Origin of the sequence: Gimesia sp. (assembly GCF_040219335.1) — a bacterium.
In the GTDB taxonomy this organism is placed as follows: domain Bacteria; phylum Planctomycetota; class Planctomycetia; order Planctomycetales; family Planctomycetaceae; genus Gimesia.
Genome location: NZ_JAVJSQ010000019.1, coordinates 200,903 through 214,865, shown reverse-complemented (window position 1 = coordinate 214,865; position 13,963 = coordinate 200,903). Strand labels below are relative to the sequence as shown.

Here is a 13,963-nt window from a genome sequence, read left to right as displayed (position 1 = left end):
TGTTCCCATAAAAGTATGTGCTCTCATCAATTTGAAATCGGAGCGTTCATCGACAAAACGGCCCTGTTTCAAAACCGGAGAACATTACGCAATCTGCGTATTCCCGATCCTGATAGTCTCTGAATCTGCCACAACCTCACTGTTGTGGGTGGACATTGATCATTTCGGGGGTGGTTATAAAAGAAAAATCGACATCCTTCCCGGGGCATTATTAACAAAACTCGCCCCTTGTATTGAATCCTGCATGTTCTGACAGGCCTCAGGGTTCAGATCAGATCAAACTGACACCTTCAACCAGAAGCCCCCAGATTAACAGGTTAAATCAAATTCCACTGAGAGATGGCAATTCCGTCAGAGCACCAAAAAACATCAAACACATTTTATTTTTCTAAGACGCTCATTTAGAATGAGTTATATTCATATAGATCACAAAACACTCCACAGGGATTCCCTGTCTTTGTCTTCGAAAGGGGCAACAAGATGCAATTTTCCCGGCGCTCATTCATCCAGACAGCTACTGCCACTCTGTTCACGGGGGCTTTTTCTCAAATTGCTTCAAGTGCACTTAGTTCAAAATCACAACCCCGTTTAATGAAACTGGACCTCTCATGCGGGCGGATTGGAGTGAAAGCAGATCAGAGACAGGCCATTGATTATGCCCACAAATATGGATTTGAAGCCGTCGTCCCCGATGCCGGTTATCTGGGAAAACTCACCGACACTCAACTTGATGAATTAAATTTAGAACTGAAGAGCAAAAAACTGGTTTTCAGTGCCGCGGGAATGCCCGTCGATTTTCGCAACGATGAGGCGAAATTCCAGCAAGGGCTGCAGACACTACCCGCCTACGCCACCTCACTTCAACGGGCTGGTGTCACCCGCACAGGCACCTGGCTGATGCCTACTCATGCAGAACTGACCTATAACGCCAACTTCAAACGTCACGCCAAACGTCTGAAAGCGGTCACACAGATTCTGGCAGACCATGGTCTCCGATTCGGACTGGAATATGTTGGCCCGAAAACCCTCTGGTCCAGTAAAAAATACCCGTTCATCCACTCCCTGCCCGAAACGCAGGAACTGATTGCCGCGATCGACGTCAAAGGGGTAGGACTGATTCTGGACAGCTGGCACTGGTACACGGCACATGAAACGCAGGATGATATCCTGGCGCTGACCAATGACCAGATCGTTGCCGTTGACCTGAACGACGCACCGAAAGGACTCGAAATCGATGAGCAGATTGACCAGAAACGCGAACTGCCCATGGCGACCGGCGTGATCGATCTGGCCACATTCCTCAATTCGCTGAACGAAATTCGCTACGATGGCCCGGTGAGGGCAGAACCGTTCAACGCAGCACTCCGCGAAATGCCGGACGATCAGGCGGTTGCCACTACTGCCAAGGCGATGAAGAAAGCCTTTGCTCTAATCAGCTGATTTATCCTCAGCGGGCTTTTTCTCCCTGGGCAATCGAAATTTCAATTGTCACAGGAGTTCCCCGCGGTGGGATCTTGGCCTTATTCGCCTCAAACAACAAATTTCCTTCACCAGAGGCAGAGCTTTCAATACTGACATCAATGGTGGCCGTCGGAAAATTAGCGACACAGATCAAGTCACCACTCTCGGCGTGATAGTATTTTTCACCAGTCATCTCATCGACGGAGAAACCGCTGCCTGCGAAAACCCAGTCTGCTTCCATCAGACGGGGACGCGTCTTTTCATAGAAATCTTTGATCGCTGCCTGATATGTCTTGTTATCTGATTTCGCCAGGAACTGGTCCCGTTCTTCTTTGGTCATCTCACCAAACCAGATCAATTCTTTGTATTTGTCGTCGTACCGTAGTTCGGTTTTTCTGTCGATGACCACACCGGGAGGTAATTGATCCAGCTTTGCCGTGAAGTAACGGGAAGTCGAAGTACGTACCCACTTCTGTGCCTCTTCGCGATGCGTTTTACCCTCTTTGTCTTTCCATTCCAGAATCAGATTTAGTTTCTGTCCCGTGGGAGGTGTAAACTTGGGCGTGAACTGAACCGGGGTTCCCGCTTTTGCACCAATCGCCAACAGGCCGGCGTGTATCGCTTTTGCAGGAGAATCAATCGATAAAATAGACTCGTGTTCTTTGGTCTGTTTCTTACAGCAGAGCATCTCCAATACGCCTTCGACCAGACAGACGTGCGTTTTCAAGAATAATTTCTTGTGTTCCAGATCCAGCAACACCGTCTTCTGGGGGTTGAGGGGAACCAGTTTCTCCTCAGAATCCTTTGAATCCTGTTTCACGGGTTCGGTAGCCTTGGAATCAGTCACTGTTTTCTGAACCGGTTCCGCGGCGCGTGAAGAAATATTCCCAATGAGAATCGGCAGCACCAATAACATAGGGGAGAGTTTTTTAAACGAATACTTCATTAAATCATTCCACAAAGTGAAGACATAAACTGGCCCGTCGGAAATCTACTGTTATTTTAGATACTCATTGTCAAAAGTCTGCCCCGATTCGAGGGGAATTCTCAGATCTCACCAGAAGAACAGATTTCTGCCAGCCAGTCAGCGTAATCTGCCACAATCTGCTCGCGCTGCGGCTCAAATTCGAGAGTATGACGTGCAGCAGGATAGGAAATGCATCGCTTCTCCACCGATCCGACACGGTCCAACCAGACTTCCGTAGCCTTGTTATCGATGATCTGATCCTGTCCCGACAGTTGACAGAACACCGGACATTCAATCTGCTCCGCGGCCTGGTCCGCCAGTCGATCCAGTTCCCGGTTAGCCAGTAAAAACGAAACGGTGACCTCATGCAGTGCCAGAGGATCATGACGAATAAAATTCTGCCACCCGGCGTCTCCCGTAAACAATGCCGGATCACTAAGCGGAATCGCGACCGGCTTCTGCCTTACTCCCATCTTGTCAGCCAGATTCAGCTGAAACTTCTGGAAGGGATTCGGCCGGACGAGTGCTTTAACCCCCGGATAAAGTAAAGCCAGTCCGTCTATCAGATCAGGTCGACGAGTCGCCACGACCGCCGCCAGTTTTGCTCCCCAGCTCATCGCCTGCAAAATCACAGGCGCAGCTTTCCCTGACGAGAACTGCTGGAAACGAACCTCTGACAGGATTTGTACTGTGTCCTGGAGCAGTCGCTTCCAGTGAGGAGTATCGCCACGCTGTTCTCGATTCAGCCCCGATCCACGGCGATCAAAAAAATAGATCTGAAATCCACTCTCACAGAGCTGTCGACAGGATGCTTCATACCAGCCTGAATGACTCTGAATTCCGTGGAGTACGACTAAAACCCCTTTGATGTCCTCCGCCTCGGGGTTCCAGACACGCCCCTGCAGCCGGTAATTATCAGAGGCAACAAATTCCTGAATGAAGGGTTCTACCATAAGGCTCAGACAAGCATTGTTTCCAGAACCCGGGCATACCCACCAAACGTCCCCTGATCAAAGAGAACAAATTTCACCAGCTCCAGCTGACTGGTCGCTTCCAGACGCGTTGCTACCGTCCGTAGCGCCGTTTCTGCCGCTAGATCAACGGGATAGCCATAAACTCCGGTACTGATCGAAGGAAACGCCAGGCTCTGACACCGCAGTTTTTCTCCCAGTGAAAGACAGGTCTGATAAGCGGACTCCAGCAGATCCTTCTCCTGATTTCCACCTCCCCGCCAGATGGGGCCTACCGCATGAAAAATGTATTTTGCCCGCAGGTTTCCAGCGGACGTCTCAACGGCACTCCCCGTCGGGCATCCATCCGGGTAACGACGCTTCAGCTCATTCATTACTTCCGGACCAGCGGCATCATGGATTGCTCCATCTACGCCTCCGCCCCCCGCCAGCATCGCATTTGCGGCATTGACGATCGCATCCACGCGCTGTGTCGTAATATCTCCCAGAACCAGCTCAATCCGGGCAGATCCAAACTGTACGATCATCGTCTTTCATTCTATGATACGGACAACCTGCAGGGTACAGATCAGATATTGATCACCGTCTGCAGTATAAAATACGATAGGCGTCTTTCAAAGCGCGAACCCGGAAACAATTCTCAGCAACGAATGCGAACCCTTTCATCGTGATAAAAGTCAGCCTTCTCATTCCGACTCTTGATCAGTCCGGTGCCGAAAAGCAGCTTACTCTGCTGGCGACGTCTTTACCCCGTGAAGAGTTTGATGTGCAGGTCATTGCGCTGACCCGGGGAGGCCCTTATGCGGAGGTACTCCAGCAGCATGATATTCCGGTGACGATCCTCAAGAAACGATTCAAATTCGACCCGCTGGCATACCGAGCGTTAAAGAAAACTCTACAACAGCAACAACCGGACATTCTGCATACCTGGCTATTTGCAGCCAACTCCTATGGCAGAATGGCTGTTAAACGCCTCTCGTCTTCACAAAAAAAAACCAAGGTCATCGTCTCCGAGCGTTGTGTGGATTCCTGGAAGAGTAACTGGCAGCATAATGTCGATCGGCGTCTGTTACCGCAAACTTCGCTGCTGGTTGGTAACTCTCAGGGTGTTGTCGACTTTTACAGGGATAAAGGTGTACCAGATTCACTACTGCGAGTCGTTCCTAACGGCATTGTTCTGCCGGATAAGACGGTCAATGAAGCAGTTCGTTCACAGCTTTACCAGGAACATGATATTCCCCCTAATGCGCGCCTGATTGCCTTCGTGGGACGTCTGGCCCGCCAGAAACGTGTCGAAGATCTGCTCTGGGCACTACAGCTGATTCGCCAGATGAATGAGGATATCGTTCTGCTGTTAATTGGTGATGGCCCCGAACGAGCGAAGCTGGAGCAGTTGGCTCACAAATATACGGTCACTCCCAACGTACGGTTCCTGGGCCACCGCACCGATGTCGACCAGCTTTTTCCACTCTTCGAAGTCTTTCAACTGGCCAGCGACTTTGAAGGACAGTCGAACAGCATTATGGAGGCCATGTCCTACGGCATTCCCGTCGTCGCCAGTGATATTCCCCCCAACAGGGAACTGGTCGTGCATGGCGAGACCGGCTTTCTGACTTCAGTGGGTGACAGTACGGGTTTCGCACAATTTGCAGAACGCATCCTGGCTGACCCGCAACTCGCGAAAGATTTAGGAAACGCCGCTCGAAAAAGGATGCAAGAGGAATTCAGTGTCGATAAAATGGTAGAAGGCTATGCCAGACTCTATCGTGAAGTCCTCCAGTAATCGAAGTTGCTGACCAGAGCACGTCTCCCGTCCCCCAGCTTTTAGAATTCAGATCATGTGCGGAATCACCGGAACCTCGTGGACCACACGGGACAAGAACATCTCCCCACTGGTGCTCCGCAGCATGACCAGTGTCATCTCTCACCGGGGCCCCGATGATGCGGGAGGCTATCATTCAGACTTGGAACCCAGGTCATTTCTGTTCGCTGATGAAAACCAGCTGACCAACTTCACTCCAAGCTCTGAAACCGGTGCCGCCCTGGGACACCGCCGCCTGTCGATCATCGACCTGGGAACCGGGCACCAGCCACTCTGTAACGAAGACGGCACTGTCTGGATCGTCTTTAACGGCGAAATCTATAACTACCAGGAGCTCAGAACAGAACTGGTCAGACAGGGGCACCAGTTCAAAACCGAATCCGACACAGAAGTCATTGTCCACCTCTATGAAGAGCAGGGGGCGGCCTGCGTGGAACATCTGAGGGGGATGTTTGCGTTTGCCATCTGGGATGAACGTCGCCAGCGCCTCTTTCTGGCACGCGACCGCATGGGACAGAAGCCCCTGTTTTATCGGGAAGAACCAGGACGATTGAGCTTTGCCAGTGAGCTCAAATCGCTCCTGCAGCTACCTGGTGCCAGCCGGGAAGTTGATCCCCACGCCATCGATCTGTTTCTCGCCTATCAATATGTGCCACACCCCTGGTCAATTCTGAAAGGCTACCAGAAGTTGCCCCCGGCGCACCGCGCAATCTACGAACACGGACAACTCACCGTTGAGCGGTACTGGACGCCCCCTTATCAGCATCCTGAATTACAATCAGACCTGAAGTTTCAGACACCTCAGGAATGGTCAAAGGCACTTCGCCAGACATTGACGGAATCCGTTCGAATCCGCATGCGGAGTGATGTCCCTCTGGGAGCATTTCTCTCCGGAGGAATCGATTCGACGATCATCGCAGGACTGATGCAGGGCATGTCCGAACGACCGGTTCATACCTTTTCGATCGGCTTTCCGGTGAAACAGTTTGACGAGACGAGCTATGCCCGCGAGGCAGCTGCCAAGCTGGGTACCGAACATCACGAGTATGTGGTCGCCCCCGAGGCCCTCGAAATGCTGCCCCGTCTGGCCTGGCACTACGATGAACCTTTCGCCGACAGTAGTGCTATCCCGACGATGTACCTTTCACAAGTCACCAGGCAAGAAGTCACCGTTTCTCTCTCCGGAGACGGGGGAGACGAACTGTTTGCAGGCTACGACCGCTATAGAGCGGTCGCACTTTCACAGTGGTTTGATCGACTGCCGGGGTTCGTCAAAAAAATGATGACCGCTTCCATCTGGCAGAAACTGCCCGCATCTGTGGAACAGAAATCATTTCGCCGCCGCGTCAAGCGGTTCCTGGCGGGGCTCGCGGTTCCACCGGAACGTCGCTACCTCAAATGGGTCGGCATCTTTGATACAGAACGCCGACTGGAGATGTACACGCCGGAATTTAGAGAGCAGATCCAGAACTTCGATGCCGACCAGTTCCTGCTAGACGCTTATCAACTCTGTCCCGACCGTGACTTTGTGACCCGCACGACTGCAACCGATGTGCTGTCGTATCTCCCCTGTGACATTCTGACAAAGGTTGACATTGCCAGCATGGCCCACAGTCTGGAATGCCGCAGCCCGTTCCTGGATCATCATGTCGCTGAGCTGGCTGCAGTCATGCCCCTGAATCTCAAAATGCACAAAGGCCGTGGCAAACAGATTCTCGTCGACACCTTTGCTGATCTTCTCCCCGAATCGATCCAGACACGTAAAAAAATGGGATTCGGTGTGCCCCTCAATCACTGGTTCCGTCATGAGTTGAAACCATTACTCTACGATGTCCTGCTCGACCAGCGGGCTATTGACCGACAGATCTTTGACCGGAAGGCTGTGGAACAGCTGATCAACGAACACCAGAATCAGCAATGGGATCAGAGCGCCCGACTCTGGTCGCTGCTGGTTCTGGAAATGTGGTTTCGAACCTTTATAGATCCGGCAAGCATTCCCGATCACTTTCCAGAAGCTGCACTGGTCTGACCGTTTTCGTCTCGGCCCCTTGAGCTTTATCTGCGAATCAGAGAAAATATTAAGAACAGTTGATCTTTCAACCTGCCTTAACTGATTCCCGCCAAAAACGAGACGACCATGCGTGTTTTCGCTTTAAACTCACTGTTCATGCTGTACTGCCTGATCTCCCTGGAATCTGCTTTCGCAGAAACTCCCAATTCACCCCGAGCAAACCCACGAGCGAGCTGGGACGAATGGCCCCAGTGGCGAGGACCGCACGGTGATGGCACCTGGAATGGTCCGCCACTCAAAACAGCCTGGCCGGAATCGGGGTTGAAAAAACTCTGGTCCCACGACCTGGGAGGAGGCTACGGGGGCATTTCTGTAGCGGATCGAAAACTCTATGTCATGGATCGGCCTGTAGCCTCGTCTGAAGATCAGCAAAAAGCAGCTGGTATCCACAGCCATCGAGTCGCGCGGCAGAAGATTGAACGAGTGCTCTGCTTTGACGCCCAGACGGGTCAACAGATCTGGGCGCATACCTATCCCTGCGATTACCGTGACCTCGATTATGGCAATGGCCCTCGCGCGGCCCCCACGATCGTGGATGATCTGGTCTACACGCTGGGAACGATGGGCGATGTTTACTGTCTGTCTGCGAAAACCGGGAAGGTGATCTGGAAGAAGCACCTCGTTGAAGACTTTGGGGGGAAAGTACCACAGTGGGGGTATGCCGCTGCTCCTTATGTACTGGGAGACATGGTCATTCTGCTACCCGGAGGCAAAGAGCAGGGGACCGCGGTCGTCGCCCTGGACCGTAAGACAGGCGTCCAACGGTGGCGATCACTCTCCGATACTGCCGGCTATGCGACACCTTTGTTGATCAAACATAAGGGCCGGTCACAATTGATCATCTGGTCTCCCAATCACATTCACAGTGTCGATCCACAGTCAGGGAAACATTTCTGGTCGGTCCCTTACAAAATCACTTACGGTGTCGCGATCGCCAATCCAATTGCGCATGAGGGACTGGTTTTTGTGGCAGGTTACTGGGAGGGATCGAAAGCGATCCAGCTGGGCACTCAGCCAGAAGAAGCAGAGCTGAAATGGGAGGACCGACGCACACTGAGAGGTCTGATGTCACAACCGCTTTACCGGGACGGCTATGCTTATCTACTCGATAAAAGATTTGGTCTGACCTGTTTTGAATTCGCCACGGGGAAAAAAATCTGGGACGACAAAAACCAGATGACACCCGGTGATACTCGAAATCCGCAGGCAACCCTGATCTGGCTCAAGCAACAACAGCCCCGCGCCCTGATCCTCAACTCTGACGGAGATCTGATCCTGGCTGAGCTGGATCCTTCCGGTTACAGGGAACTGGCCCGGACCAACCTGATTGGAGAGACCTGGGCCCATCCCGCTTATGCGGAAAATCGGATTTTTGTACGCAGCAATACCCAGATTATTGCCTACGAACTGCCCGTCCTGGAATCGATTGACGAATCCCCATAAAAGCCACAGAGCTGCACTGTAAACTTCCCAGTCCAGTCGATAGAATGCCTGTGAGCAGTCCCGGGGACTGCTCTGTGCTGTTGTGCGCTGATAATTGACACATTGTTCATTCAAAGATCCTGAAGCCAATATGAATTCGACTTCGGAACCTCAATCCGAGAATACCGGGCCAGGTACGGAGCTGCTGGGGCCTGAAATCTGGAACCTGCCCAACCTGATCACCGTCAGTCGACTGGTACTCTCACTGATCCTGTTCGTGATAATCTATCTCGAAGGCTGGTGGAAAACCTCTGCCTGCCTGTTCATCGTGGCAGCAGCTACAGATTTTCTGGACGGTTATTTCGCTCGAAAATACAATCAGGTCACAACGCTGGGCCGGATCATGGACCCCTTTGTGGATAAATTCATCATCTGTGGTGCTTTTATCTTCCTCCTGGAAAGGGGTTCTGCTTCCGGAATCAATGCCTGGTTCGTCCTGATCATCATCGGTCGAGAAATGTTTATCACCAGCCTCCGTGGCTTCCTCGAAAAAAGAGGACGCGATTTTTCTGCCAGCTGGAGTGGGAAAATTAAAATGGGCGTACAGTGTGTCGCCGTTGTGGTCAGCCTGCTCTCATTGAGCCCTGAAGCCCCGTTTAATACCCCCGGTTTCCTGATGTTTCGCGATGTTACTATCTGGGCAACGGCTCTGATTACACTGTACAGTGGCATTGATTACGTGCTTCGTGCCTCCCGGATGCTGAAACGTAACCCACTGTAATCTGAGATATTCCAGACATATCTTCGCAATATTCTATCAGTCGATTCGAATAACAAATTCGAGAATTCAGCAAAATCACAGCTCATCTTAATGCTGTCAGCGGTATAAAATGGATTGAACTACTAATTTTATCAGCTCTTGTATTTGAATAGATGTATGAATGACGTAAACCAGCCGCGGCCTCCTTCTGACCAGATCATTGAGGTTAAGCCCGGTGACTATCAGACCGAGGTCAAGGGTTATTCACCCCGGCAACCTGTCTACAGCAGGCCATCTGCTCCCACGCGGAGCAAGGTCCCGTTGGTTCTCTTCATTCTGACCTGTCTGAGCACGCTGATCGTCGGCGGCACACATAGCCCTTTTATTCCGACTCCCGGGCAGTTCCAGTTGTTGTACTCGAAAATCCAGGCCATGGGCTGGGCAACGTTTTTCAGCAACGGCTTTTCATATGCCGGCCCGGTGATGTTGATCCTGCTCTCGCATGAAATGGGACACTATCTCCAGTCGCGACGTTACCACATCCCGGCGACCCGTCCGATTTTTATCCCCATGCCGATGAGCCCCTTTGGTACCATGGGAGCAGTCATTCTGCAGCGTGGTGGAGTTGCCGATCGCAAGCAAATGTTCGATATCGCGGTCTCCGGTCCTCTGGCAGGGCTGGTGTTTGCAATTCCCTTCGTTTACTGGGGGCTGCTCAATTCAACCGTGGAAACGATCCTTCCCGGCTCTGGAGTCGTCAGTTTCGGCGAACCACTGATTCTGAAATGGATGATTACACTGGTACACGGCCCCCTGGCTGAAAACCAGGAAATCGCCATGAACTCAATGCTGTTTGCAGGCTGGGTTGGAATCTTCATCACTGCCCTGAACCTGATCCCCATTGGACAGTTGGATGGAGGACACATCCTGTATACCCTGATCGGCAAACGAGCCAATGTTGTCGCTCAGTTGGTTCTGCTCGGTGCGATTGGATATATGGCGTATTCCAATGAATTTTCCTATTCGCTGCTGATTCTGCTGCTCATCTTCTTCGGAGTCACACATCCTCCTACTGCCGACGATACCGTTGAGCTGGGCCCCATGCGAACATTTATCGGCTGGGCAACTCTCGCGTTTTTCATCATCGGCTTTACTCTGACCCCGATCACGATTCATTAATCGCCAGGTAGCGAGATCTGAAGCAGCAGATTATTTGATTTTCTCCAACAGTTGTTCTGATCGAAAGACGATCTCCAGATCTTTATTTTTCGTGGCCTGCTGCAACTGTTTTTGGGCTGCCCGACCATATTCCGCCAGTTCCTGCTGAGCCTCTTCCCGCTTCGCCCAGACCGGATCACCAAGCTGCGCGATTAACAGATCAATGTGCTTCTGCAATGCAGGATCCACGTCAACCAGAATCACCAGTGCAATCCGACGTAGCACATCAGGATGGGGGGTCAGTTCCAGCGGGACACTTTTGTCGAGAACTCCTTCATCCATGCAATAAATGACCGTTGCCTGATCTTCTCGAAAACCATATTCATTCAGAATGCGCTGCACATACTCAATCTCAGGTTTTCCCAGCCCCCGATTACTCAGATAGTCTCCCCAGAAACTCAGGATCTGTTCACGCGAAACCGGCTGCTTTTCTACATAGGGTACTTTGACGGGAACCACTTTAGCTTCCGTCTTCGCGGGTGTTGCAGGCTTCTTTGAATCAGCAGCTTTACCAGATAACAACTGTGGTAGCGCACCTACGTTCCGAAGTTGATTCCCCAGAACTTTCAACTTCGCTGCTTCTTCTGCTGCCGCCTTGGCTTTGAGTTTTTTATCAGAGAGAGGATCGTTCTCAGATACTTTCGTTTTATCACCTGTCCCGGACTGCGGTTTCGACTTCTGTTTTGACAATCCAGGAACCTGATCAATGGCTGCCAGTTTCCATTGCTTTGGATTGTCTGTCGGTTGAATGACCGTCAGATGCTGTAGCCCCCCGGGCTCCCGGCCCTGAATCTGAAACCCGTCTGCTGAGTGGGTCATGGATACCTGGGGCGTATGATTGACCTCAACATCATATAGAATGAAGCGTTCACTTTTGTTGTTCGCATTTACAAACAGGCGATCAGCCTGCTGCAGGGGGCTCAGCCAGTGAGAACCCGGGATCTGAAAGCTTGTCGAACCTGATTTCGTGAGTTGGCAGGAGCGCCAGTAAATTCGTCGGGACTGGATCCGCGCCGTGGGCCAGTGAGAAAGGAATCGCCCTGAGGGGAATTCCACCAGAACATCGATATCTTTAACTTCTGGTCCAGCAAATGTTATCAACCCCAGAGGAGTCGGTTTATCGCTTTCCTCTTTCTCAGCACTCAACCGCCGCGACTGCATGAAGCCCGGCAGTGTAGATCGGAACAAACCAGAATCATTCATTTTTTTTCCGTGGGCAGAGACCAGGTAAACTCCCACATCACGGACAATCAGCTTCGAGCCACCTTGAGTTAGATCACCTTCTGCCAGACAGTGAGTTCCCAGTATCGGCTCGAAGAGAACTGCCATGAGCAAACCAGCACAAAACAGTTTACTAAGAGAGCGAGACTGAAACTCCAGTGCTCTGCTCTTAGAAATACATTTATCCTGTGTATTCATGATGATATCTGCCATTACTTCATCCAAATCTGATCTATTTCTTACTGACAGCCAGGCCCTGGGGAGACGCCCGGATCAACTGAGGTGCTCCCCAGACGAATCGGTCTCCCACATTCTGCTGTTGGCCAAAATCAACTGTCAGAGTCAGTTGTTGACAACCGCTGACGTCTAAGTTGAGCGGTCCCTGCTGCGTCTGACTGGTAAATTCCTGGTTCTCAAACAGGGTTTTCCCATCTGCCAATACAGTCACAGCGACGTTGCCGGAATCGCCGGTCGCATGCTGCAGTCCCGGGGTCACAGTGAATTTCTCGAACTGGCGATCGAGACGATAAACCAGGATCGTTTTCGCATGTACACACAAGCCTTTTGAAAATAACTGCTTGCCGATCTGCAGCTCTTTTCCGTTAAATGAACGGTTTATTTGATAAGGAAAGACCTGATTGAAAAATGGCACCTCTGTTACAGTCTCAGGAATGATTTCCGTCAATGAGACAGAGCGGGCATTGATCGTTTTTACAGATTCCAGATCTTCGTTGGATACAGACAGTTTAGCCCCGCCAGGCAGGTCAATCGTCAGCTGAGAGGGATCGGTAGATGAGACCACCCCCGGCAGTTGAGAACCACCGACCAGTCGAATCAGACTGATTAGCTTAAGGCTGTTTTTTTTCTCAGTTCGTTTTTTGTGCAGCACGAGCCCTACAACGCGATCCTGTTTGACTTCACGTTCCTCTCCCTGGTAGAGGAACCGCAGGCTCTGACTATCCATACTCACAACTTCGCCTGACACCCGGTGAACTTTCCCATCACTGGTTCGAATGTAAGCGGTATCTTCAGTCTTCGATTCGCCTTTTCGTTCAGAACTTCCTGGTTGACTGATTCCTTCTGCCTGATGCCAGACTTCCTGAATCACATCAGGCTGCAATTTAACATCAACATCCTGAGATGCGAGTGGCAGGGTCATGACAACTCCGTTAGCATCCCACTGTTTTAGTTTACCCGTCAGCTTTCCGTCCTGATCAAAGGCCAGTTTCCAGCTGGATTCTTTTTTACCCAGCGATTTGCGATACAGTTCACGAGGAAACGCTCCGAGATAAAACTGTGCCTTACTGTTTTTGTCTGTATCAATCGAAAATGTATATTCGCCATCCTGCGGAATCTTGATGAGTCCCTCATAAATAATTCCAAAATGAATCGCACTGCGTTTGGTTAACAGTGCCAGGCGCGGACTGGCACCATATTTTTTCACAGACAGGTAACGCAGATCCAGAATCGATTTTACTGCCGCCGGATCAGTCCATTCCATCAGTCGGTAGGCAACATACCGTTCCGGCTGTTTGACTTCTACTGGCAAACGGAAACCAGCCTGATCGACCTGATACTCACGCGTGGCTATTTTCCTTACCTGATCCGTGACCCGGGAAAGCATCTCGCGGGGTACTTCTGTATTTTTGATCCCAGGCCCCGACATTTTGATCTCCAGCTTCGCCACCCCCAGCGTATGATAATAGGGCAGAGTAAATCGGTGATACCCTTTTCGCAGCTTGATTTTTGCGGTGCGTGGCCCACTGGTATAGCTGGGTTTCTCACCATCAATTAATAACTGACTGACGTTTTGTGGCAGGGCAGGCTCGACAAATTTGTATGATGTTACATCAAACAGGTTCACCCTCTGCTGCTGTTTCCCAACGTCTACAGTCAATGAGTCAGCGGTGATACTCCGAATCTGACCGCTGATTTTTTTCCCGTCGTAAAGCATTACCTCATCAGCCAGAACATGCTCCTCCAGGCTGAACAACAGCGCAGACAGCCAGATAAGACTCCATCCGGTTGAAACCAGCATTCGATTCATGAT

The 13,963-nt window shown here is 51.2% G+C and carries 11 protein-coding genes; 6 read left to right on the top strand and 5 right to left on the bottom strand.

Annotated elements, in window-relative coordinates:
• Positions 1–624: 624 nt before the first annotated feature.
• Entirely contained in the window at positions 625–1,440 is an 816-nt protein-coding gene (locus RID21_RS15970) for a sugar phosphate isomerase/epimerase family protein (RefSeq protein WP_350190511.1), read from the top strand.
• A 7-nt stretch (positions 1,441–1,447) separates the two neighbouring features.
• On the opposite strand, the gene RID21_RS15965 is transcribed toward RID21_RS15970, so the two are convergent.
• From RID21_RS15965 to RID21_RS15955, 3 genes are all read right to left on the bottom strand, one after another.
• A complete protein-coding gene (locus tag RID21_RS15965) occupies positions 1,448–2,407 on the bottom strand; it encodes a YdjY domain-containing protein (protein ID WP_350190509.1) in 960 nt (319 codons plus the stop codon).
• 101 nt (positions 2,408–2,508) lie between these two features.
• A complete protein-coding gene (locus RID21_RS15960) occupies positions 2,509–3,381 on the bottom strand; it encodes an alpha/beta hydrolase (RefSeq protein ID WP_350190507.1) in 873 nt (290 codons plus the stop codon).
• Positions 3,382–3,386: 5 nt separating this feature from the next.
• Positions 3,387–3,926, bottom strand: a complete 540-nt coding sequence (locus tag RID21_RS15955) for a macro domain-containing protein (RefSeq protein WP_350190505.1) — start codon at positions 3,924–3,926, stop codon at positions 3,387–3,389.
• Between the two features lie 140 nt (positions 3,927–4,066).
• Between RID21_RS15955 and RID21_RS15950 the strand changes: the two genes are divergently transcribed.
• The 5 genes from RID21_RS15950 to RID21_RS15930 all read left to right on the top strand — a co-directional run bounded on the left by RID21_RS15950 (position 4,067) and on the right by RID21_RS15930 (position 10,653).
• The gene (locus tag RID21_RS15950) at positions 4,067–5,182 is read left to right on the top strand and encodes a glycosyltransferase (protein ID WP_350190503.1); all 1,116 of its coding nucleotides are present in this window, start codon (positions 4,067–4,069) and stop codon (positions 5,180–5,182) included.
• 55 nt (positions 5,183–5,237) lie between these two features.
• A complete protein-coding gene (asnB, locus tag RID21_RS15945; RefSeq protein WP_350190501.1) occupies positions 5,238–7,250 on the top strand; it encodes an asparagine synthase (glutamine-hydrolyzing) in 2,013 nt (670 codons plus the stop codon).
• 108 nt (positions 7,251–7,358) lie between these two features.
• Positions 7,359–8,735 (top strand): PQQ-binding-like beta-propeller repeat protein, encoded by a 1,377-nt coding sequence (locus RID21_RS15940; protein WP_350190499.1) that lies wholly within the window; start codon positions 7,359–7,361, stop codon positions 8,733–8,735.
• A 130-nt stretch (positions 8,736–8,865) separates the two neighbouring features.
• On the top strand, positions 8,866–9,495 hold the full coding sequence (pgsA, locus tag RID21_RS15935) for a CDP-diacylglycerol--glycerol-3-phosphate 3-phosphatidyltransferase (RefSeq protein WP_350190497.1): 630 nt from the start codon (positions 8,866–8,868) through the stop codon (positions 9,493–9,495).
• 156 nt (positions 9,496–9,651) lie between these two features.
• Positions 9,652–10,653: a site-2 protease family protein gene (locus RID21_RS15930; RefSeq protein WP_350190495.1), complete on the top strand. Its 1,002-nt coding sequence runs from the start codon at positions 9,652–9,654 to the stop codon at positions 10,651–10,653.
• Positions 10,654–10,683: 30 nt separating this feature from the next.
• Here the strand turns inward: RID21_RS15930 and RID21_RS15925 are convergent, their stop codons facing one another.
• A complete protein-coding gene (locus RID21_RS15925) occupies positions 10,684–12,021 on the bottom strand; it encodes a hypothetical protein (RefSeq protein WP_350190493.1) in 1,338 nt (445 codons plus the stop codon).
• A 124-nt stretch (positions 12,022–12,145) separates the two neighbouring features.
• The gene (locus RID21_RS15920) at positions 12,146–13,960 is read right to left on the bottom strand and encodes an NPCBM/NEW2 domain-containing protein (RefSeq protein WP_350190491.1); all 1,815 of its coding nucleotides are present in this window, start codon (positions 13,958–13,960) and stop codon (positions 12,146–12,148) included.
• Positions 13,961–13,963: the final 3 nt, after the last annotated feature.

Excerpts from the sequence above, each read along its gene's own strand:
- RID21_RS15965 (WP_350190509.1), bottom strand. The coding sequence starts at position 2,407 with ATGAAGTATTCGTTTAAAAAACTCTCCCCTATGTTATTGGTGCTGCCG.
- RID21_RS15960 (WP_350190507.1), bottom strand. The coding sequence starts at position 3,381 with ATGGTAGAACCCTTCATTCAGGAATTTGTTGCCTCTGATAATTACCGG.
- RID21_RS15955 (WP_350190505.1), bottom strand. The coding sequence starts at position 3,926 with ATGATCGTACAGTTTGGATCTGCCCGGATTGAGCTGGTTCTGGGAGAT.
- asnB (WP_350190501.1), top strand. The coding sequence starts at position 5,238 with ATGTGCGGAATCACCGGAACCTCGTGGACCACACGGGACAAGAACATC.
- RID21_RS15940 (WP_350190499.1), top strand. The coding sequence starts at position 7,359 with ATGCGTGTTTTCGCTTTAAACTCACTGTTCATGCTGTACTGCCTGATC.
- pgsA (WP_350190497.1), top strand. The coding sequence starts at position 8,866 with ATGAATTCGACTTCGGAACCTCAATCCGAGAATACCGGGCCAGGTACG.
- RID21_RS15930 (WP_350190495.1), top strand. The coding sequence starts at position 9,652 with ATGAATGACGTAAACCAGCCGCGGCCTCCTTCTGACCAGATCATTGAG.
- RID21_RS15925 (WP_350190493.1), bottom strand. The coding sequence starts at position 12,021 with ATGGCAGTTCTCTTCGAGCCGATACTGGGAACTCACTGTCTGGCAGAA.
- RID21_RS15920 (WP_350190491.1), bottom strand. The coding sequence starts at position 13,960 with ATGAATCGAATGCTGGTTTCAACCGGATGGAGTCTTATCTGGCTGTCT.